23 protein-coding genes are annotated in these 20,400 nt (G+C 63.0%); 12 read left to right on the forward strand and 11 right to left on the reverse strand.

What is annotated here, in order from left to right; translation table 11 throughout:
* The first annotated feature begins 43 nt into the window (after nt 1-43).
* The 5 genes from ftsY to HV822_RS09565 all read left to right on the forward strand — a co-directional run bounded on the left by ftsY (nt 44) and on the right by HV822_RS09565 (nt 4,829).
* Complete coding sequence (ftsY, locus tag HV822_RS09545) at nt 44-1,246, forward strand: signal recognition particle-docking protein FtsY (protein ID WP_238869768.1); 1,203 nt, start codon at nt 44-46, stop codon at nt 1,244-1,246.
* Nucleotides 1,247-1,912, forward strand: coding sequence for a cell division ATP-binding protein FtsE (gene ftsE, locus HV822_RS09550; protein ID WP_096006367.1), 666 nt, complete (start codon nt 1,247-1,249; stop codon nt 1,910-1,912).
* Nucleotides 1,912-2,910 carry a permease-like cell division protein FtsX gene (ftsX, locus tag HV822_RS09555; RefSeq protein ID WP_238869769.1) on the forward strand — a complete coding sequence of 333 codons (999 nt, stop codon included), beginning with the start codon at nt 1,912-1,914 and terminating at the stop codon, nt 2,908-2,910. The genes ftsE and ftsX overlap by 1 nt, the downstream gene beginning before the upstream one ends.
* 333 nt (nt 2,911-3,243) lie before the next feature.
* The gene (rpoH, locus tag HV822_RS09560; RefSeq protein WP_238869770.1) at nt 3,244-4,107 is read left to right on the forward strand and encodes an RNA polymerase sigma factor RpoH; all 864 of its coding nucleotides are present in this window, start codon (nt 3,244-3,246) and stop codon (nt 4,105-4,107) included.
* Between the two features lie 116 nt (nt 4,108-4,223).
* Complete coding sequence (locus HV822_RS09565) at nt 4,224-4,829, forward strand: hypothetical protein (protein WP_238869771.1); 606 nt, start codon at nt 4,224-4,226, stop codon at nt 4,827-4,829.
* A gap of 10 nt (nt 4,830-4,839) precedes the next feature.
* On the opposite strand, the gene mtgA is transcribed toward HV822_RS09565, so the two are convergent.
* Nucleotides 4,840-5,592 (reverse strand): monofunctional biosynthetic peptidoglycan transglycosylase, encoded by a 753-nt coding sequence (gene mtgA / locus HV822_RS09570; protein WP_238869772.1) that lies wholly within the window; start codon nt 5,590-5,592, stop codon nt 4,840-4,842.
* 50 nt (nt 5,593-5,642) lie between these two features.
* On the opposite strand from mtgA, the gene HV822_RS09575 reads away from it, so the two are divergent.
* The 4 genes from HV822_RS09575 to trmB all read left to right on the forward strand — a co-directional run bounded on the left by HV822_RS09575 (nt 5,643) and on the right by trmB (nt 7,938).
* On the forward strand, nt 5,643-6,017 hold the full coding sequence (locus HV822_RS09575; RefSeq protein WP_238869773.1) for a DUF423 domain-containing protein: 375 nt from the start codon (nt 5,643-5,645) through the stop codon (nt 6,015-6,017).
* A gap of 108 nt (nt 6,018-6,125) precedes the next feature.
* Entirely contained in the window at nt 6,126-6,326 is a 201-nt protein-coding gene (gene thiS / locus HV822_RS09580) for a sulfur carrier protein ThiS (protein ID WP_238869774.1), read from the forward strand.
* Between the two features lie 23 nt (nt 6,327-6,349).
* A complete protein-coding gene (locus tag HV822_RS09585; protein ID WP_238869775.1) occupies nt 6,350-7,141 on the forward strand; it encodes a thiazole synthase in 792 nt (263 codons plus the stop codon).
* 65 nt (nt 7,142-7,206) lie between these two features.
* On the forward strand, nt 7,207-7,938 hold the full coding sequence (trmB, locus tag HV822_RS09590; protein ID WP_239031115.1) for a tRNA (guanosine(46)-N7)-methyltransferase TrmB: 732 nt from the start codon (nt 7,207-7,209) through the stop codon (nt 7,936-7,938).
* 32 nt (nt 7,939-7,970) lie between these two features.
* On the opposite strand, the gene HV822_RS09595 is transcribed toward trmB, so the two are convergent.
* Nucleotides 7,971-9,290 carry a substrate-binding domain-containing protein gene (locus HV822_RS09595; RefSeq protein ID WP_238869776.1) on the reverse strand — a complete coding sequence of 440 codons (1,320 nt, stop codon included), beginning with the start codon at nt 9,288-9,290 and terminating at the stop codon, nt 7,971-7,973.
* Nucleotides 9,291-9,513: 223 nt separating this feature from the next.
* Between HV822_RS09595 and HV822_RS09600 the strand changes: the two genes are divergently transcribed.
* The 3 genes from HV822_RS09600 to gloA all read left to right on the forward strand — a co-directional run bounded on the left by HV822_RS09600 (nt 9,514) and on the right by gloA (nt 12,784).
* Nucleotides 9,514-10,689 (forward strand): GGDEF domain-containing protein, encoded by a 1,176-nt coding sequence (locus tag HV822_RS09600; RefSeq protein ID WP_238869777.1) that lies wholly within the window; start codon nt 9,514-9,516, stop codon nt 10,687-10,689.
* A 454-nt stretch (nt 10,690-11,143) separates the two neighbouring features.
* A complete protein-coding gene (locus tag HV822_RS09605) occupies nt 11,144-12,004 on the forward strand; it encodes a crotonase/enoyl-CoA hydratase family protein (RefSeq protein ID WP_238869778.1) in 861 nt (286 codons plus the stop codon).
* Nucleotides 12,005-12,253: 249 nt separating this feature from the next.
* Nucleotides 12,254-12,784 (forward strand): lactoylglutathione lyase, encoded by a 531-nt coding sequence (gene gloA / locus HV822_RS09610; RefSeq protein WP_238869779.1) that lies wholly within the window; start codon nt 12,254-12,256, stop codon nt 12,782-12,784.
* An 85-nt stretch (nt 12,785-12,869) separates the two neighbouring features.
* Here gloA and HV822_RS09615 read toward each other — a convergent pair whose 3' ends face one another.
* The 9 genes from HV822_RS09615 to HV822_RS09655 form a co-directional block, all read right to left on the reverse strand.
* Nucleotides 12,870-13,415, reverse strand: coding sequence for a DUF922 domain-containing protein (locus HV822_RS09615; protein ID WP_238869780.1), 546 nt, complete (start codon nt 13,413-13,415; stop codon nt 12,870-12,872).
* Nucleotides 13,415-13,852, reverse strand: a complete 438-nt coding sequence (locus HV822_RS09620; protein ID WP_238869781.1) for an acyl-CoA thioesterase — start codon at nt 13,850-13,852, stop codon at nt 13,415-13,417. The genes HV822_RS09615 and HV822_RS09620 overlap by 1 nt, the downstream gene beginning before the upstream one ends.
* Before the next feature lie 18 nt (nt 13,853-13,870).
* Nucleotides 13,871-15,034 carry an iron-containing alcohol dehydrogenase gene (locus tag HV822_RS09625; protein WP_238869782.1) on the reverse strand — a complete coding sequence of 388 codons (1,164 nt, stop codon included), beginning with the start codon at nt 15,032-15,034 and terminating at the stop codon, nt 13,871-13,873.
* 475 nt (nt 15,035-15,509) lie between these two features.
* Nucleotides 15,510-16,712 carry a radical SAM family heme chaperone HemW gene (gene hemW, locus HV822_RS09630; RefSeq protein ID WP_238869783.1) on the reverse strand — a complete coding sequence of 401 codons (1,203 nt, stop codon included), beginning with the start codon at nt 16,710-16,712 and terminating at the stop codon, nt 15,510-15,512.
* Nucleotides 16,713-16,831: 119 nt separating this feature from the next.
* Nucleotides 16,832-17,449: an RdgB/HAM1 family non-canonical purine NTP pyrophosphatase gene (gene rdgB, locus HV822_RS09635; protein ID WP_238869784.1), complete on the reverse strand. Its 618-nt coding sequence runs from the start codon at nt 17,447-17,449 to the stop codon at nt 16,832-16,834.
* Nucleotides 17,439-17,870: a DUF4426 domain-containing protein gene (locus tag HV822_RS09640; RefSeq protein ID WP_238869785.1), complete on the reverse strand. Its 432-nt coding sequence runs from the start codon at nt 17,868-17,870 to the stop codon at nt 17,439-17,441. Before HV822_RS09640 ends, rdgB begins: the two co-directional genes overlap by 11 nt.
* 23 nt (nt 17,871-17,893) lie before the next feature.
* The gene (gene metW / locus HV822_RS09645; protein WP_238873578.1) at nt 17,894-18,484 is read right to left on the reverse strand and encodes a methionine biosynthesis protein MetW; all 591 of its coding nucleotides are present in this window, start codon (nt 18,482-18,484) and stop codon (nt 17,894-17,896) included.
* A gap of 2 nt (nt 18,485-18,486) precedes the next feature.
* Complete coding sequence (gene metX, locus HV822_RS09650; protein ID WP_238869786.1) at nt 18,487-19,629, reverse strand: homoserine O-succinyltransferase MetX; 1,143 nt, start codon at nt 19,627-19,629, stop codon at nt 18,487-18,489.
* A 171-nt stretch (nt 19,630-19,800) separates the two neighbouring features.
* On the reverse strand, nt 19,801-20,391 hold the full coding sequence (locus tag HV822_RS09655; RefSeq protein WP_238869787.1) for a YggT family protein: 591 nt from the start codon (nt 20,389-20,391) through the stop codon (nt 19,801-19,803).
* Nucleotides 20,392-20,400: the final 9 nt, after the last annotated feature.

A 20,400-nucleotide genomic window follows, 5' to 3' on the forward strand; every position in this document is an offset into this window, starting at 1 on the left:
AATGAGGCGGACATGCGCCGCCGAACTCAGATAGTGACACTTCATGTTTGGTTCCAAAGACAAACCGCAAGACGCCGACTCCCAGGACAACAGCAAAACCGAGAAGAAGGGGCTGTTTGGCTGGGCACGTCGCAAGGATAAGCCCGCCGACACAGCGGCACAGGCTGATGCACCAGCCCCGCTGAGTGGCGACCTGAATACCATCGAAGGCCGTGAGGCCGCCGCGCGCGAAGCCGCCGCCTCGCTGTTTTCCGAGCTGGGTCAGCAGGCGAGCGCCGAGCCACCGGCCGAGCCCGTTGAGCCCGAAGTGCAGCCCGAAAGCGGCGGCTTTTTCTCGCGTATGCGCCAGGGGCTGTCCAAGACCAGCGCCAACCTCGGCGAGGGCATGGCCAACCTGTTCCTCGGCGAGAAAGAAATCGACGACGAACTGCTGGAAGAGATGGAAACGCGCCTGCTGATGGCTGACGTGGGCATCGAAGCCACCACCATGATCATGGAAACCCTGCAGCAGCGGGTTACCCGCCGTCAGGTCTCCAGCCGCAAGGCGTTGTACCGCGCACTACAGGATGAGCTCGAAGCGCTGCTGGCGCACGTAGCCAAGCCGCTGGAGATCGACACCAGCAAAAAGCCCTACGTGATTCTGGTGGTTGGCGTGAATGGTGTTGGCAAGACCACCACCATCGGCAAACTGGCCAAGCGCCTGCAGGGCGAGGGCAAGCAGGTGATGCTCGCCGCTGGCGATACCTTCCGCGCCGCTGCCGTCGAGCAGTTGCAGGTCTGGGGCGAGCGCAACAAGATTGGCGTGATTGCCCAGCACACCGGTGCCGACTCGGCCTCGGTGATCTTCGACGGCCTGCAGGCCGCCAAGGCCCGCGGCGCCGATGTGCTGATTGCCGACACTGCCGGCCGTCTGCACAACAAGGATCACCTGATGGACGAGCTGGCCAAGGTCAAGCGCGTGATGGCCAAGCTGGATGCCGACGCGCCGCACGAGGTAATGCTGGTGCTCGACGCCGGTACCGGCCAGAACGCCATTTCCCAGACCAAGTTGTTCGATCAGGCCGTTGGCCTGACCGGCCTGACCCTGACCAAGCTCGACGGCACAGCCAAGGGCGGGGTGATCTTTGCGCTGGCCAAGCAGTTTGGCCTGCCGATCCGCTTTATCGGTGTGGGCGAGCAGATCGATGACCTGCGCCCCTTCACTGCACCGGATTTTGTCGCCGCGCTGTTTGGACAGAAGCCATAAATGATTCGCTTCGAGCAGGTCAGCAAGCGCTATTCCAACGGTCACCAGGGGCTGGATAACCTCAGCTTCCACATTCGGACCGGTGAGATGGTGTTTATTACCGGGCATTCAGGCGCGGGCAAGAGCACCCTGCTGAAGCTGATCATGTGCATGGAGCGGCCCAGTAGCGGCGCCGTGCATGTGGGTGGGCAAAATCTGCGTGATCTGGGCAGTGATGACATCCCCTACCTGCGCCGTCAGGTGGGCGTGGTATTTCAGAATCACCAGTTGCTGTTTGATCGCACCGTCTTCGACAACGTCGCGCTGCCGCTGATCATCAACGGCACCCCGTCGGATGAGGTGGGCCGACGGGTGCGCGCCGCGCTCGACAAGGTAGGCTTGCTGAGCAAGGAGAACAGCTACCCCATCGCGCTGTCCGGTGGTGAACAGCAGCGCGTCGGCATTGCCCGTGCAGTGGTGCACAAGCCTGCCCTGCTGCTGGCGGACGAGCCGACCGGTAACCTCGATCCCGAGCTGTCGGCGGAGATTATGGGGCTGTTCGAAGACTTCAACCGCGTGGGTGTGACCGTGATCATCGCCAGTCACGACCTGCCGCTGATCGCGCGCCTGCACCATCGTACCCTGACACTCGATCAGGGCCGGCTGCTGGCTGACGGGGAGTCCTGATGAGCAGTAACAAACCCACCCAGCCCGTCCGCCGCAAGGCACCCAGCGGCGCGGCACGCTCCCAGCGCAACTGGCGTCACCCGCTGCGCAGCTGGCTGGGCAGTCACCGAACCAGCGCCGTGCAGGCGCTGGAACGCGTGCGGCATTACCCGTTCAGCAGTGCTATGACCGTGCTGGTCATGACCATCGCTCTGGCACTGCCCATGGGGCTCTCGGTGCTGATCAATCAGGTCAAGCAATTGGGGGTGAACTGGCAGGAAGCCGCGCAGATCTCCGTTTATCTGGCCGACAGCGTCAGCGCTGAGCAGCAACAGGTGCTGACCGAGCAGGTTGGCCAACTAGCGGGCGTGGCCAATGCCCAGTTGCTCGACAAGGACCTAGCCCTGGCCGAGTTCCAGCAGCACGCCGGCATGGGCGACGCCCTGCTGCAGCTCGACTACAACCCCTTGCCCAGCGTGATTGTGGTCACCCCCAAGAGCATTGAGGGTGGCGCCGCTGCACTGGAGCCCCTGCGTGATCGGCTGGTGGCGCTGGACGGGGTAGATCAGGTGCAGATCGACCTGCTCTGGGTCGAGCGGCTGTCCGCCATCCTGGCGATGTTCGAGCGTTTTGCCAGCGGTTTGGCGGTGCTTTTGATCATTGCCCTGCTGCTGGTCATGGCCAACACCATCCGCCTGGCCATCGAGAGCCGCCGCGAGGAAATTCTGGTAATCAAGCTGGTCGGTGGCACCGATGCCTTCGTGCGCCGCCCGTTCCTCTATATAGGCGTGCTCTACGGCCTGCTGGCCGGCCTCTTGGCCTGGGTGCTGCTGGCGCTGGGCCTGGCCTGGCTGAATGTCACCGTGGAGCGGGTCGCAGCGCTCTACCAGAGCGACTTCGCCCTGTTCGGCATGCCCTTCACCGACGGCCTGGCCCTGGTCTTCGGCGCCATGCTACTCGGCCTCGCCGGCGCCTGGCTGGCGGTCGGGCAGCACGTCAGGGCGATTGAGCCGCAATAGGCGCAACTCGGAGTCTATTTGGGCAACGGCTTTTGGTTTGGGTTTTGGGTTAAGGGTTTAGGGCGCAAGGCTGAAAGCTGAAGGCTGGAAGCTTGAAGCAGTCCGAGTCGTCGCAGATAGCGGTTTTTTGCTCATCCTCCGCAAATCCTGCTTGATAGGCTTTAAGGCTAGTTCATCCTGATTGGCCTCCAGCCTCCAGCCTCCAGCCTCCAGCCTCCAGCCTCCAGCCTCCAGCCTCCAGCCTCCAGCCTGAGTTCGCGTTGAACTTTAACCTACGTTCACAGTCGGATTTTGCGGTGATACACTGGGCCGTCATTTTTAGTGAGGTAGCGCATGAGCACTGCACTGCAGCCTGTTCATAACCTGGCTCCGGGAGCGAATCTCGAAGCCTACATTCAGAGCGTCAGCAGCATTCCTGTCCTGAGCGCGGAAGAGGAGCGCGTGCTGGCTGACCGCCTGTACTATCACGAAGACCTTGAAGCTGCCCGCCAGTTGGTCATGTCCCATCTGCGCTTTGTGGTGCACATCGCCCGCAGCTATTCGGGCTATGGCCTGGCACAGTCCGACCTGGTGCAGGAAGGCAACGTCGGCTTGATGAAGGCGGTAAAACGCTTCAATCCGGAGATGGGCGTGCGCCTGGTCTCCTTTGCGGTGCACTGGATTCGCGCCGAGATTCACGAGTTCATTCTGCGCAACTGGCGCATCGTCAAAGTCGCCACCACCAAGGCCCAGCGCAAGCTGTTCTTCAACCTGCGCAGCGCCAAGAAGAAGCTGGCCTGGCTGTCGCAGAACGAAGTCGAAGCCGTTGCCGCCGATCTGGGCGTGGCCGAGCGCGAAGTGCGCGAGATGGAAAGCCGCCTGTACGGGCAGGATCTGGGCTTTGATGGTGCTCAGGACGACGACGATGACCATGCCTACGCGCCGGTGCACTATCTGGAAGACAAACGCTACGACCCGGCTACCCAGCTGGAGTCTGCCGACTGGTCCGACAGCGCCAGCAACAGCCTGCTGAGTGGGCTGGATGAGCTGGACGAGCGCAGCCGCGATATTCTTTACCAGCGTTGGCTGGCTGAAGAGAAGGCGACGCTGCACGAGCTGGCAGCCAAGTATCAGGTGTCGGCCGAGCGTATTCGTCAGCTGGAAAAGAACGCCATGAACAAGCTGAAAAAGAACCTCGAGACCGAGGTCGCCATTTAAGGCATTTCAGGCGTACTGAAAGGGCATCCACGGGATGCCCTTTTTGTTGGTCAGGCCATCCGCCCGATAATCCTATTTTGTGTACCCAATCCGATAACAAGACCAAGGAGTAACGCATGACGCGCCGTCAGGGTGTGCGACTGGCCACACTGTTTGCCGTGGTAATTCTCACTTTCTATGCCTTTGGCTACTGGCAGTCGAAGCCGGCTGCGCCGGAGCCGATGGACTGGTACGGCCAGTATCAGGAGTCGCTGTTCAAACCCCTGCAGGCCCAGCGCCTGACGCTGGCCGATGCCGGCGCGGCGCTCGGGCATGGCACCCTGTGGATGATCAGCTCTGAAGGCGAGCCGCTTTTGGTGAGTCGCTACACCCTGGAGAGCGATGATCTGAGCTGGCGAGCGCAGGCGGTCATCGCGCTGACGCCCGAGCAGACTGACAGTCTGGTGCAGGCTCAGGCCTGGCAGCCGGAACTGCCCGATCAGCCGATCAGCTCGGCGGTGGGTGATGCCCTCAAGGACCGTAAGGTGGTGCGCCTGAGCATGATCCCCAACGAGCCGATGTCATTGGCGCAGGTGCAGGGCACCTTTGGCAATCCTGACCTGCGGTTGCCGGTCAGCGAGGGCGAGGCCTGGGTCTATCCGAAGGTGGGGGCCGTGGTGGCCGTGGGTGAGGAGCAGGCGCACTCCATCATGTTTGGTCTGCGCGAAGATCTTGGCGAGTAGCCAGGCGCTCTTACATCTCCAGCCGGTTGCGCCAGTAGCGCAGGGTCAGCCAGTCGGGTAGCGGCTGGCCGGCTTCCATGCGGTCCAGATAGTGTCGTCCGCCCAATTGCTGGCTCTGCTGGCGAATCCAGTTGGCGCGGCGCAGGGCATGCGGTGGCGGGCTGGCGGCATCCCAGTTGAGCGGGCTGGGCAGCACCGCGGCCAACTGGGCCGACTGCTGGCTGGACAGGTAACTGGCCCCCACACCAAAGTGGTGACGCGCCGCCGCCGCTACGCCGTACACGCCGTGATCCCATTCGGCGATGTTCAGATACATCTCCAGAATGCGCTGCTTGGGCCAGATCAACTCGATACCTAGGGTAAACCAGGCCTCCAAGCCCTTGCGCAGATAGCTGCGGCCGGACCAGAGGAACAGGTTCTTGGCGACCTGCTGGCTGATGGTGCTGGCGCCGCGCAAATTGCCGCCCTGCATGTTATGTTCCACGGCGGCGCGGATGGCCTTGAGGTCGAAGCCGTGATGCTCGGCAAAACGCTGATCTTCAGCGGCGATCACCGCCATTTTCATGCTGTCGGGGATTTGTGCGTAGGGCGTCCACTGATACTGGCGTTGATAGCCGGGCGTGTCGCGCTCGGCCACCCAGCGCTCGACCATCAGCATCGAGCCGGGCGCAGGTGCCCAGCGCAGCACCACGACGGGCAGCAGGCTGACGGCGGCGGCAATCAGCAGCCACTTGGCAATCTTGCGCAGGATGAGTTTGAACATGGGCGTCCGGGTGGCGAGTCTGCCCGGAGTATAAACCGAGGGAGCAAAGCATGGCCAAATGGCTGTTGATGTTGGCATCACTGAGCGGGTTTACCGGCGTGGCGCTGGGGGCATTTGCCGCCCACGGGCTGCGCGGCACGCTGCCGGACAACCTGCTCAACGCCTTTCAGACCGGTGTGAGCTATCAGCTGTGGCACACCATGGCGCTGATCGGCGTGGCCCTGCTGTTGTTGCGCGGCCCGGATAGCGCTCTGCTGAAAACCAGCGGCGTACTCTTTGCCGTGGGTATCCTGCTGTTTTCCGGTAGCCTGTATGCGCTGGCGCTCAGCGGCCTGGGCAAGCTGGGCATGATTACCCCGCTGGGCGGCGTGACCTGGCTGGTGGCCTGGTTCTGCCTCGGCCTGGGTATCTGGCGTACGCTCTGAGCGTGGCCAGCGGGCGGCAAAGAGCGTTATCATAGCGCTCTTGTCGCCGGTCAATAGTGGCCGCGCCATGCTGCCTTATCATCTCCATCCGCTGTTACCGAGCCGCCCATGCAGATTCTCTTGAACGGTGAGCCCCACCAACTGGACCAGCCCCTGACCCTCAGCGCGTTGATCGATGAGCTGGGTCTGACCGGCAAGCGCCTGGCGGTTGAGCTGAACCTTGAAATCGTGCCGCGCAGTCAGCACGCCGACACCCGTCTGAGCGAGGGTGACCGGGTAGAGATCGTGCATGCCATCGGTGGCGGCTAACTCAATCCTCGTTGGAGACCCTGATGACTGATATGACCCAGGATGCGCTGGAAATCGCCGGCGTTCGCTACCGTTCCCGCTTGTTGGTCGGCACCGGCAAGTACAAGGATCTGGACGAAACCGGCCGCGCGATTGAAGCCTCCGGCGCTGAAATCGTAACCGTCGCGATTCGCCGTACCAACATCGGCCAGAACCCGGATGAGCCCAACCTGCTGGACGTAGTTTCACCTGATCGCTACACCATCCTGCCGAACACCGCCGGCTGTTACACCGCAGACGAGGCCGTGCGCACCTGCCGCTTGGCCCGCGAGCTGCTGGATGGCCACAAGCTGGTCAAGCTGGAAGTGCTGGCCGACCAGAAGACCCTGTTCCCCAACGTGGTTGAAACCCTCAAGGCCGCTGAAGTGCTGATCAAGGACGGCTTTGACGTCATGGTCTACACCAGCGATGACCCGATCATCGCCCGTGAACTGGCTGCCATGGGCTGCGTTGCCGTGATGCCGCTGGCCGGTTTGATCGGCTCCGGCATGGGTATCTGCAACCCGTGGAACCTGCGCATCATTCTGGAAGAAGCCACCGTGCCGGTGCTGGTGGATGCCGGTGTTGGCACCGCCTCTGATGCGACCATCGCCATGGAACTGGGCTGCGCCGGTGTACTGATGAACAGCGCCATTGCCCACGCCGATCAGCCGGTGCTGATGGCCCAGGCCATGCACCACGCCGTGGTGGCCGGTCGCGCCGCCTACCTGGCCGGCCGCATGCCGCGCAAACTGTACGCCTCGGCGTCTTCGCCGCTGGACGGCACCCTGCGCTAAGCAGGCTATCCTTCTGTCAGGCGCCCTGCGGGGCGCCGCTTTATCCGACCATTACCGAGCACCCCATGTCCGATACGCCCGAACTGCCCGACAGCGCAGAGACCCCCAACCCTGATAGCCCACCGCGTCGCGCCATCCGCAGCTTCGTCATGCGCGCAGGCCGCATGACCGAAGGCCAGCAAAAGGGCATCGACCAGGGCTGGCCGCGCTTTGGTCTGACGCTGGATCAGGGCATGCTTGATCTCGACGCCCTGTTTGGCCGCAGCGCACCGCGCACCCTGGAAATCGGCTTTGGCATGGGCCACTCGCTGCTGGAAATGGCCGCTGCCGCGCCCGAGCAGGACTTTATCGGCATTGAAGTGCACCGCCCGGGCGTGGGCGCACTGCTCAATGGTCTGCTGACTGAGGGGCTGAGCAACGTGCGGGTGTTCGACTGCGACGCCATTGAAGTGCTCAACCGCTGCATTCCGGATGGCAGCCTGGATCGCCTGCTACTGTTCTTTCCGGACCCGTGGCACAAGAAGAAGCACCACAAGCGCCGCATCGTGCAACCAGCCTTTGCCGAGCAGGTGCGTCGCAAGCTCAAGGTGGGTGGCGTGTTTCACATGGCGACCGACTGGGAGCATTACGCCGAGCACATGCTGGAAGTGATGAACGCGGCCCCCGGTTATCGCAACCAGGCCGGTGAAGCCGGCTACGTACCCCGCCCGGACGAGCGCCCGATCACCAAGTTCGAGCGCCGCGGCGAGCGCCTGGGCCACGGGGTGTGGGATCTGAAGTTCGAACGAGTCGACTGATCAGGCGGGAATCCAGCCGCACGGGGCACGCCCTAGCGGCGTACCCACACCTCAACCCGGCCGTTGCGCCGCGCGCCACTTTCACCACCTGCCGAGCCGACCGGTTTGTAGTGTCCGTAGCCAATATGCCCCTGTACCGGTGATCCCATCTCACGCAACACCTTGGCGGCGGACAGGGCGCGCAGCTCGGAGATCATCTGCGCGCGCAGTTCATGGCTCTGCTGGTCGGCAAAGCCAATCAGCATGACATCGCGGCTGCTTTTGCCGCTCTGCACCAGGTATTGCTGAATGCGCAGCAGATCGCGCTTGGCCTTGTTGTCCAGGTCGGTGTGGCCCTCGCCAAAGCGAATGTTGACCGACAGCCGTTGATAGTTGGCGGTCAGGCGCTGGAGGCTGTCGGGTACGCTGTCGTCCATCACCGGGTCCACGGCGAAGGGCGTCTGCGAAAAGAACCCGGACTCGGCCACCAGCGCCTGACCGGCCTCGCTTTGGGCAAAGGCAACAAACTGCTGTGCCAGCGGCTCGCCGCCGGCGCCCGGGGTGTACAGGTAGAGACGCCGCGACAGCGGGTAATCTTCCGTGGCCACGGTCAGCTTGCTGGGCTTGAGCGCGGGCGCCTCACCGTCGGCAATGGCCAGCAGCTTGGCGCCTCGTACCGAGGCAAAGCCGGCAAAGCCAATGCCGCCGGGGTTGGCGGTTACGTCGTCAGATAGCTGGTCATTCGACTCATAGCGGCGCGCGCCCTCGCTCAGACTGTAGCGCCCGGCCAGCACCAGCTCCTTGAAGGTGTCCCAGGTGCCTGACTGCTCATCCCGGGCGTAGATATCAATTTCCCGGTCTGGCCCGCCAACGTCCGACCAGTTGCTGATCTCGCCGGCAAAGATGCGCGCCAGAGTATCGATATTCAACTGCTCCACCGGGTTGGACGGGTGCACCAGAATGGCCAGCCCGTCGATGGCGATAATGTGCTCGCTCTCACCGCTGAGCAGGTCGGCCCGACTGGCCATGGCCTGGGCCTCGCTGCCCTTGACCCGCCTTGAGGCGGCCCAGACATCAGCCTGTCCGGCGGCCAGTGCACGGTAGCCGGTGCTGGAGCCATGCGCAGCCACCAGCGCGGTCAGCGGTTGGCCGTCTCGCTGAGTGCTCAGCACGGTCTCGTTGGCGGTGCCGGTACCACTGCTGGTCACCGGCTGGCCGCTCAGCTGCTGCAGAAACTGCGTCATCAGCATCGGTGCCAGGGTTGCCCCGATGGTGTTGGAGCCGTGCACTTCCAGTGCGTGGGCGCTGGCCAGACCGGGCAGCAGGGCAAGGGAAAACCACAGGTGGCGCAGGGGGCGGCGAAGGCAGTGCATGATGGACCTCATTCATCGGACAGCAGGTGTGCGGGCTGCCAGAGTGCGACAAGGAGATGACATGCAGGTTACGGCCGCGTGACACTTGAGCGTTGTGTCTCTGGTTTGTCGTGCGGATCACAGGAGGGCTGGCCCGTGTTGCGGCCCGAGCGGCAAGACTAATGATGTCCTCAGCCGCGCCTTGGCACATAATAGGGGGTACTGACTCGACGATGCGTACTGTATGGCCGTAACTCCCCTGTACGACCCGAAAACCCTCATCATGCTGGCCAGTCTGCTGGTCGGCGTCATGGGCATTGTTCTGCTGCTGATGGGGCGTGCCACCCGACCGCGTATTCCGGGTGTCCACCATTGGGCGGCGGGGTCGCTGCTGACCGCGCTGGCGGGTGTGCTGATTCTGCTGCGAGGCTCTGCGCCCGAGTGGCTGACCTTCACGGCGCAAAACACCGCCGCGATGCTGGCCTACACGCTTTACTGGCTCGGCAGTGCCAAGCACTTCGGCCACCGGCCGGCCCTCAAGATCTGGGTGCTGCTGTTTGTGCTGGCCTGGTGCGGGCAGGCCTACTTCATCCACGTTGAGGACAGCCTGCGTGGCCGCTACCTGAGCCTGACCGGCTACGTCTTTGCCGTCAGCCTGATGCACAGCATCGTCTTTGTCAGGGAGCTATACCGCCACCGCGGTGATCATCACCAGCGCCTGCTGGGTGCGGGTTTTACCTGTTTCTGGGTTGTCTATTCGACCCTGGTGTTTGGTGCCCGTTGGACGCATGCCATCTTTGAGCCGCAAGACGGGCAGGGCTTGCTCGATGTCTCCTGGCTGCAGGCGCTGTATCTTGGGACCTTCAGTTTTGGTCTGGTGATCGTCAACATCGGTTTTCTGCTGCTCGTGTCCGAGCGTATCCGCAGCAACTTTGAAGAGTTGGCCATGACCGATACGCTGACCGGCGTGCGCAGCCGCCGTGCGGTGGTAGATGTCGCCAGCGACCTGTTCAAACGCAGCCGCCGCAGCGGTGAACCGTTCTCGGTGCTGTTACTCGATCTGGACCACTTCAAGGCCATCAACGATCAGTATGGGCATCAGAGCGGAGACCGCGTGCTGCAGGCATTCTGTCGGCGCATGGAAGACACCTTGCGTCAGTCCGACGTGTTTGGCAGGCAGGGCGGCGAGGAGTTTATTCTGCTGCTGCCGGCCACCTCAATGGCCCAAGCCGGCGAACTGGCTGAGCGCCTGCTGTTGGCTGCCGTGACCAGTGAGCCCGACCTGCCCGGCGTAACGGTCAGCATTGGCTTGACCGACTGGCGCCCCGACGACACCTCGATAGATGACCTGCTCAACCGTGCAGACCGCGCTCTGTACGCCGCCAAGGACGCAGGGCGCAACAACGCCAAGTATTGCTAGGGCTGTCTGCCGGGGCTTCCTTGCCAGGCAGGCTGCGATGTTAGCCTGCCCAACACTCTCGGCCTCAATCACATTTGCGCCCAACGCCACATAAACCGCCAGACCCTCAACCGCCGCCTGAAACAGGAACGCACCAGCTATACCGGACTACTGCATGAGATACGCCGGGAGCTGTCGTGGCGCCTTATCGCACAAGGCCTGATCTAGCGAGCGGGCAATCAGGCACTGGTATCGGGTTGTGCCGACAGCGCTTGTAGCAAAGGTTAATCCGCACGATCGTGCGGATTAACCTTGAAATTGATCGGCGAAGGGCTGAATCCTCACGTTCGTGAGGTTTTCTTTTACGTGCTATCCACCCCACCAATACCCCCACATACGCCACGGTAACTCAACTGGTTACCGTGACTGGCCGGTTCTACACTGGGCGCCATTTGAACAACCAGGGAAAGCCCAGATGACTTACGAAACCCTTGATTACCAGGTGGAGGACGGTGTCCTCACGCTGACGCTGAACCGTCCTGACCGCATGAACGCTTTCAACGGTCAGATGCGTCGTGATCTTATCGCGGCCTTTGATGCGGCCGATGCGGATGATGCGGTACGGGTTGTCATCATGACCGGTGCGGACCGTGCGTTCTGTGCCGGTGCGGATCTTGAGAAGGGCGGTGATACCTTCAACCGCCACAAGCGTCAGGATCAGCCCGAGGGTGATGACCTGCGTGATGGCGGCGGTACTGTCTCGCTGCGTATCTACGAGTGCACCAAACCGGTCATCGTTGCTTTCAACGGCGCGGCTGTCGGCGTGGGTGTGACCATGAGCCTGCCGGCGGATATTCGCATGGCCGCGACCAACGCCAAGTTCGGTTTCGTGTTTGCCCGTCGCGGTATCACCATGGAAGCCTGCTCCAGCTGGTTCCTGCCGCGCCTCGTTGGCCCGATGCAGGCGGCTGAGTGGGTCTACACCGGCCGTGTCTTCAGCGCTGAAGAAGCGCTCAAGGGCGGTCTGCTGCGCAGCGTGCACGAGCCGGACGAGCTGCTGCCGGCGGCGCGCGAGCTGGCCCGTGAGATTGCCGATAACACCTCGGCCATGTCCGCCGCGCTGAACCGTCAGCTGCTGTGGCGCATGATGGCGGCGGATCACCCGATGGAAGCGCATATCGTGGATTCCCGTGCGATTGCCTTTATGGGTGAATCCGAGGACGCGAAAGAGGGCGTCAGCTCCTTCCTGGAGAAGCGTGCACCGCAGTTCAAGCTGCGTCCCAGCACTGATAAGCCTGCGTTCTTCCCATGGTGGGAAGAGCGCAAGTTCCGATAAAAGCTACCTGCGTTGGCATTACTGCGTTGAAGTAAAGGCCAAAATGCTCATTTACTCTTTGTAAGGTCGGACGCAACACCGATCGCTTTTTGGCCTTCACTTCGCCTTGCACTGCCTGCCTCGGTGACGCTTTTATTGTTCGCCACCAGCGCGACGCGCTGCTGACTGAATCCGACGCCCGCGCACGTTCTGTGTGCGGGCGTTTCAGTGTTAGGCTTTGGCTTTTTCTACCCAATGGGAGCTGTTGCCATGAGTCGTCACTTTGAATCCGCCCCGGGCCTGTGCGAGAACCGCGATCCGGCCACCGAGGGGTTTGTCTTCAACCAGACCATGCTGCGCATCAAGGACCCGAAAGCGACCCTGGATTTCTATACCCGCGTTATGGGCATGACGTTGGTGAAAAAGCTGGATTTTCCGGCGATGAAATTTAGCCTGTACTTTCTGGCCGCGGTCGACAGCAACGCGCTGGACACCTGGTCAGACGATCCGGTCGAGCGCACCCACCAGACCTTCGGCCGCCCGGCCATGCTCGAGCTGACCCACAATTGGGGCACCGAGGACGACCCTGAATTCAGCTACCACAACGGCAACGAAGACCCGCGTGGCTTTGGTCATATCGGCTTTGCTGTGCCGGATCTGGTAGCGGCCTGTGCGCGTTTTGAGGAGCTGGGCGTGTCCTTCGTCAAGCGTCCGCAGGACGGCAAGATGCACAACATCGCCTTTATCCGTGACCCGGATGGTTACTGGATCGAGCTGTTTGCGCCGGGTGGGATGGCCTGATACGCGACCCGCTGTGCCGGGTGAGGGCGGCCGGTGGAGAAGCCGTTGGCGTTCTCCACCCTACAGGCGGTGCAGTTCTGTTTTTTTACGGGAAGTGCGCGCCGTCTAGCGTGCCCTGTTGAGTGCGTTTGTCGTACTCGCGGTCGTCTGCTGCAAGTTGTTCCAGCAGGCGGCGGCCGGTGGCGTTGGCGCTGGCCTGCAACTGATCGCAGGAGCTGGCCGGTGGCAGCGCCATGATCGCCCGCTCTATTTCTCTGGCGCTGTTCAGTGCCAGCTCTACGTGCCCTTCCTGATGTGCCTGCAATGCCAGCAGGTAGCTGTCCCACTGTTGCTGCACGCTGGCAGCGCGCTGCGGGTCGGGCTGCAGGCGCGGGATGTAGGAGGTCACGCTGACGTCGGTGGTTGCTTCGGTGATGCGGCACTGACCGGGCGTGGACTCCCAGTTGAAGTGCCAGTTGACCCGGTTGGCGCTGTGCTGCCGGTTGCGGTTGAGACTGGCGCGGATGGTGTCGACGGTGGCGCCGCTGACATCAACGCTTTCCACCCGGCTCTGCAGCCGAGGCTCGGCGCTGATCGGGCCTGCGACCAGCAGCGGACAGAGCAGCAGCGGCAACATCAACCGGCGACGCATCAGATTGGGTCCATCAGGCGCTCAAGGGCTGCGCGGCAACGGTTGGGGATCGGGAAGGCGGTGTTGCTGGCGCGGTCCACGAAGACATGGACGAAACGCCCTGCCGCGCAGGCTTCGTCGCGGCCTTCCTTGAATACGGCCAGTTCGTAGTGCACCGAGCTGCTGCCCAGGCGCGCGACCTTGACGCCGATCTCGATGGCGTCGGGGAAGGCGATGGGGGCGAAGTAGTCGCAGTTGGAGCTGACCACAAAGGCAACCTGGTCGCCGTTGTGGATGTCCAGCCCGCCCTCGGCGATCAGCCAGCTGTTTACCGCGCTGTCGAAGTAGCTGTAGTAGGTCACGTTGTTGACGTGGCCGTAGATGTCGTTGTCGTGCCAGCGGGTGGTGATGGCGTGCAGGTAGTGATAGTCGCTGCGCGTGGGCTTGCTTGTACTCATGAATACTCCGCTTGCGGCTCAGTAGGCCAGGTTGTAGATGGCCAGCGCGTCGGCTTCGGTGACTTCGCGCGGGTTGTTGGCCAGCAGACGCTGCTGCAGCATGGCGTCCTTGGCCAGCATTTCCAGTGCATCCTTGGGCACGCCTGCATCGCGCAGGCGGCTGGGCAGGCCGCAGCGCGGGCTCAGATCGCCCAGCGCGCGCACCAGTTGTTCGGTGAGGCTATCGGCATCGCCCGGCACCAGATCGGGGCCGACGATCAGTGGTGCCAGCTCGGCATACAGCGGCGCGGCAGCCGGCGCGTTGAATTCGATCACGGTTGGCAGCACCAGCGCGTTCGACAGGCCGTGGGGAATATGGAAGTGGCCGCCGAGCGGGTAGGCCAGTGCGTGGACCGCAGCGACCGGGGCGTTGGCGAAGGCCTGACCAGCCAGCAGCGCGCCGAGCAGCATGGCCTGGCGCGCCTCGCGGTTCTGACCGTCCTGCACCACCGCATCCAGATTGCCGGCCAGCAGGCGCAGAGCCTCGCGGGCGAGCATGTCGGATAGCGGGTTCTTCTTCAGCTTGCTGGTGTAGGCCTCAATGGCGTGCACCATGGCATCGATGCCGGTGGCGGCGGTGACGTGGGCGGGCAGGCCCAGGGTCAGGTCGGCATCCAGCAGCGCCAGATCTGGCAGCAGAATCGGGGAGACGACGCCCATCTTGGTCGTCGCGCCGGTGGTGATGATCGCGATCTGGGTCACCTCCGAGCCGGTACCGGCGGTGGTTGGCACCTGAATCAGCGGCAGGCGCTGGCCGCGGGCGTTACCGACGCCGTAGATGTCTTGCAGGGACTGCGTGCAGTTGGGGTGGGCGAGCAGGGCAACCAGCTTGGCCACGTCCATCGAGCTGCCGCCACCAAAGCCGATGATCAGTTCCGCTTGCATGGCTTTGGCTTGCTCAACGGCGGCCAGTACTACGGATTCTGGCGGGTCAGCTTCTACCTGATCGAATACCTCGGCGGCAACCTGTGCCTTGGCCAGCGTTGGCAGCACGTCATTGAGCAGGCCGATCTTGGTGATGCCGGGGTCGGTAACGATAAGCACGCGGTGGGCGTCGCGCAGCTTGCACAGCTCGCCCAGCTGGGCGGCGGAGCCGGATTCGCAGAGAATCTGCGCGGTGGTGGCAAAGCTGAAGGGGTTCATCGGGCCTCCGGGTTAGGTGCGGGTTCGATCTGCTGCGTGCCCGTGGGCCGCGGTTGTTGTGTGGTCGTCGCCGGCTAGTTGCCGACTGGCGAGATCGAAATCAGTTTCCAGACTGAGCCAATTCTGCGGACTGTACGTTCATGCGGCAAGGGCTATTGATGTTACCGATGGTAATTCACAGCCCGGCGTGTCGGGTGCCGCGGGTTAGGGGAGCACTGATTAATTCCGCATGCCCTCTGGCGCTCAGTCTGGGCTGCAATCAAGGCGTGGTATCGAAGGCATGTCTTGACCTGTCGAGACATCACAACGCAGAGTGCGGCCCAGCCGGATGCGGCCCAGACTGAACGCCTCGCAGGGCGAGCGCTCAAGCATGCACCTGCTGCGTTGCGCTGCTTGCCAATAGAGCCGCACATCGCGCCTTGCATCTGCACGCATGAGCTCTTGCAGAGCGCGTGTGAAATTAATCAGTGCTTCCTTAGAGGAACATTTCCAGCAGGTCGTTGAGAAACAGGCGACCACGTTCGGTCGGGCGCAACTGTCGGTGCCAGGGTTCCAGCAGCCCCTTGGCCTCGGCCTGATTCAGGGTATCGGCGACCTGCTCCAGCGACTGGCCGGTGCGCTCGGCGTACCAGGCGCTGGGCACGCCATCGACCAGACGCAGGGCGTTCATCAGAAAGTCGAAGGGTAGCTCGTCGGCGCTCAGCACCTTGCTACCGGCCAGATAGGCTTTGTCCGGGTTGAGATAGTCCTTGGGCAGGCGGGTTTTCCAGTAGCGCTGTACGGCGCCGTTGGCGTCGGTCAACTTGCCATGCGCGCCGGCACCCAGGCCAAGAAAGTCGCCGTACTGCCAGTAGTTGAGGTTGTGGCGGGCGCGGCGGCCACCCTTGGCATAGGCGGAAATCTCGTACTGGGCGTAGCCACCGGCAGCCAGCCGTTGCAGCCCGGCTTCCTGAATCGACCAGAGAATGTCTTCCTCGGGCAGTGTGGGCGGGCGCGAGTAGAACACGGTGTTGGGCTCCAGCGTCAGCTGATACCAGGACAGGTGCTCCGGTGCGAGCGCCATTGCCTGATCCAGATCGGCCATGGCCTGGGCGTGGTCCTGATTCGGCAGGCCGTGCATCAGGTCCAGATTCAGGTTGTCGAAGCCGGCGCGCCGCGCCATCTCGACGGCGCCGAGGGCTTCGTGGTCGTCATGAATGCGGCCTAGCGCCTTGAGGTGCTCGGCGTTGAAGCTCTGGATGCCTATCGACAGGCGGTTAATGCCGGCCAACCGGTAGTCACGAAACCTGGCCTGCTCGAAGGTGCCGGGGTTGGCTTCGAGGGTGATTTCGATGTCGTCTGCGAAGGGTACGCGCTGATTCAGCGCCTGCAGAAAGCGGTCGAGTGCGGCGGCCGAGAACAGACTCGGGGTGCCGCCACCGAAGAAGATCGAGGTCAGCGGCCGGGCGGGCAGGTCGCCCCGTGCCTGCAGATCCTGCTCCAGATCATCAATCAGGGCGTCGACGTACTCGCTCTCGGGCAGAGCATCGTGAGTGGTGTGCGAATTGAAGTCGCAGTAGGGGCACTTCTTCACGCACCAGGGGATGTGGACATATGCCGCCAGTGGCGGCAGAGGGCTGAGCGTCGGCTGCGCCTGCTCGGGCTGAAGGCTGGAGGCTGGAGGCTGGAAGGTCGGCATAGTGTGCTGGTTCTGTTTTGTGGAAAGGGCAGGGTGTTGGCACCGCTTGATGTCGCGGTGCTCCTGCCTTCCCTGGATAAGGAGCAGCCCAGTTGATTCAAGGCTTCCAGCCTACAGCCTCAAGCGGGCTGCAAGCCCAGCTTGGCGCGCAGCTGCGCCATCGCCCGGGCGCGGTGGCTGAGCTGGTTCTTCTCTTGCGGACTGAGTTCGGCGCTGGCGCAGTTGCGTTCGGGTACCCAGAACAGCGGGTCGTAGCCGAAGCCGTGCTCGCCGCTGGCGGCGTGCAGGATGCGGCCTTGCCAGGCGCCTTCGCAGATCAGCGGAATCGGGTCTTCGGCGTGGCGCAGCAGGGCGAGGGCGCAGATGAACTGGGCGCCGCGCTCGGTGTCGGGGACGTCTTTCAGTGCATCGAGCAGCTTGGCGTTGTTGGCGGCGTCACCGGCGCCGCCGGCGTAGCGGGCGGAATAGATGCCGGGCGCGCCGCCGAGGGCGTCGACTGCCAGACCGGAGTCGTCGGCCAGTGCCGGCAGACCCGATACGCGGGCGGCGTGGCGCGCCTTGATCAGCGCGTTTTCAACGAAGGTCAGCCCGGTTTCTTCGGCTTCGATATCGGTGAAGTCGCTTTGCGGGCGGACGGTGATGCTGTCACCCAGCATGGCCTGGAGTTCAGCGAGCTTGCCCTTGTTGTTGCTGGCGAGCACTAACTCACTGAAGGGCAGGGTGGCGTTACTGGTCATCGGGGAAAAATTCCTGCTGGAAGCTCAGGCTGTGCACCATGGCGCCCTGTTCGGCCTGAATGTCGACCTTGAACAGCAGGATGCCGCGCTGGGTAGCGGTGTAGTTGGCGACGAAGTAGATGGCATCGCCTTCCTGAATGCGTTTGAAGTCGAGCGCGACCGGTTGGCCGATCAGGCTGCGCACGTCGCCCTTGAGCACCGCGTCGACCGCGCTGCCATCGGCGCGCTGCACCGCCACGTTGAGCACGCCGTGGGTCGGGCCGCGCTTGAGTCCGGCGTTGGCGGCGATGTCGGGTTGCAGCATGTTGCTGTTGAAGACGTTGTGGTAGACCACCAGATCACCGAAGCGGGTCGGTTCGGGGCCGGCGATGGCGTTGAGGCTGAGCAGCATCAGGCTCAGCAGGCAGAGACGACGAATCATGGCAGTTCTCCTGTCGTTAGGGACTAGCGGCTGACGCGGTAGATCGCCACTTCACCGAGCAGGTTGGGCCACAGGCCGCTCAGCCAGCTGCTCTGGTGGGTCTGGTCGACCACCAGGCGGTCGAGCACCTTGATGTTGCGCTCACGGCACAGCTGCTCGAAGTCCTTGAAAGTACAGAAATGGATGTTCGGGGTGTTGTACCAAGTGTAGGGCATGAACTCGGACACTGGCATGCGCCCCTTGGTGCCCAGATACCAGCGGCAGCGCCAGTGGGCAAAGTTGGGGAAGGTGAGAATGCCTTCGTGGCCGATGCGCAGCATGTCTTCCAGTACCCGGTCGGGGTAGTGCATGGCCTGCAGTGACTGGGTCATGACCACAGTGTCGAAGCTGTTGTCCTCGAAGTTGTCCAGGCTCTCGTCCAGGTTCTGCTCCATCACGTTGACGCCGTGGCGGATGCAGGTGCTGATCTTGTCCGGGTCAATCTCCAGGCCGTAGCCCTGCACTTCTTTGTGGTCGCGCAGGTGGCGCAGCAACTGGCCTTCGCCGCAGCCCAGGTCGAGTACGCGGCTGCCGGGGCGAATCCATTGCTGGATGATCTCAAGGTCGGCGCGCAGGCTCATTGGCTCACCTCGATGCGATTCATGTAGCCACTCAGGGCCTCGATATAACGGGGGATCGGCAGCAGGAAGGCGTCGTGCCCCTGCGCCGCTTCAATCTCCAGGTAGCTGACCTCCTTGCGGGCGGCCAGCAGGGCGTCGACCAGCTCGCGCGAGCGTTCGGGCGAGAAGCGCCAGTCGGTGGTGAAGGACATCACCAGACAGCGTGCCTTGATACCGGCCAGAGTGCGCGCCAGGTCGCCGCCGTGGGCGCCAGCCGGGTCAAAGTAGTCCAGCGCCTTGGTCATCAGCAGGTAGGTATTGGCGTCAAAGCGGCCGGAAAACTCCTGGCCCTGATAGCGCAGGTAGCTTTCTACCTCAAACTCGACACTGGTGAAGTCGTAGTTGAGTTGATCGGAGCGTAGCTCGCGGCCGAACTTGGCGCCCATCGAGTCATCCGACAGGTAGGTAATGTGGCCGACCATGCGAGCCAGCATCAGGCCGCGCTTGGGGATCACGCCAAAGGCGGCGTAGTCACCATTGTGGAAATCCGGATCGGTGATGATGGCCTGCCGGGCCACCTCGTTGAAGGCGATGTTCTGTGCCGACAGCTTGGGTGCGGTGGCAATCGCGACGCAGTGACGGATGCGCTCGGGGTAGCTGATGGCCCACTGCAGCGCCTGCATGCCGCCCAGGCTGCCGCCCACGACCGCCGCCCACTGGGTGACGCCGAGCACATCCGCCAGTCGCGCCTGACTGTGTACCCAGTCTTCGACGGTCAGCACCGGGAAGCTGGCGCCGTAGCTGTTGCCGGTTTCCGGGTTGATGCTGGAGGGGCCGGTGGAGCCGTGACAGCCGCCGAGGTTGTTCAGGCTGACGACGAAGAAGCGGTTGGTGTCGATGGCCTTGCCTGGGCCGATACAGTTGTCCCACCAGCCGGGCTTGCGCTCATCCATGCTGTGGTAACCGGCGGCGTGATGGTGGCCGGACAGCGCGTGACAGATCAGCACCGCGTTGCTGGCGCTGGCGTTCAGCTCGCCGTAGGTCTCATACACCAGCTCATAGCTCGGCAGCGCTCTGCCGCAGGCCAGCGGCAGTGGCTCGGTAAAGGTGTGGCGCTGGGGGGTGACCAGGCCGACGGAATCGGCAGGTAGTTCGGACATCGGTAACCTGTTCCTGTGTCGCTTGGCCGGGCTTCGCTGGGGGACTTGCTCCCGGTACAGCAGGCAGGCGAAGGGCCAATAATAGAGGCGCCAGTCTAAATAGCGCTTGGTTGTGGCGCAATATTCGGCGGTCCGCAGCGGTCAGCCGCTGCGCAGGACGCGCTGGCGCGGTCAGAGCGCCAGGGTCAGGCCGCCGGGCATGCCGGCAGCGGCCGCCAGATTGGCGATCACCAGCATGTCGAACAGGCGAATGGCGATAAAGGCAAAAATTGGCGAGAGATCCAGGCCGCCCAGGGCCGGCAGGATCTTGCGGATCGGCGCCAGTATCGGCTCGCACAGCTGATTGATCAGAATCACTGCCGGGTTGTAGCTGCCCTGCGCGACCCAGGACAGGATCACGCTGATGATCAGCGCAAAGAAGAATATCTTCACAAACAGCGCCAGCACACCAATCGCCGCCCAGCTGACCAGCAGCAGGATGTTGGGCAGTGCATAGCCCATGAGCAGGATGATCATGATCAGCATTGCCAACTGGATGGCAATGCCCAGCACCAGCGAGGCAAAGTCCAGCCCGCCATAGCCGGGGATAATGCGCCGTAGCGGCATCAGCAGCGGCTTGGTGGCGCGCACGATAAACTGCGACAGAGGGTTGTAGAAGTCGGCCCGGACCAGCTGCAGCAAAAAGCGCAGCAGTACGATCAGCAGGTAGAGACTGCCGAGGGTCTGGATCAGGTAGATAGCGGCCGTGTTCAGGCTGTTCATGCGGTTTCC

It is taken from the genome of Halopseudomonas maritima (assembly GCF_021545785.1).
Taxonomy (GTDB): Bacteria; Pseudomonadota; Gammaproteobacteria; order Pseudomonadales; family Pseudomonadaceae; genus Halopseudomonas; species Halopseudomonas maritima.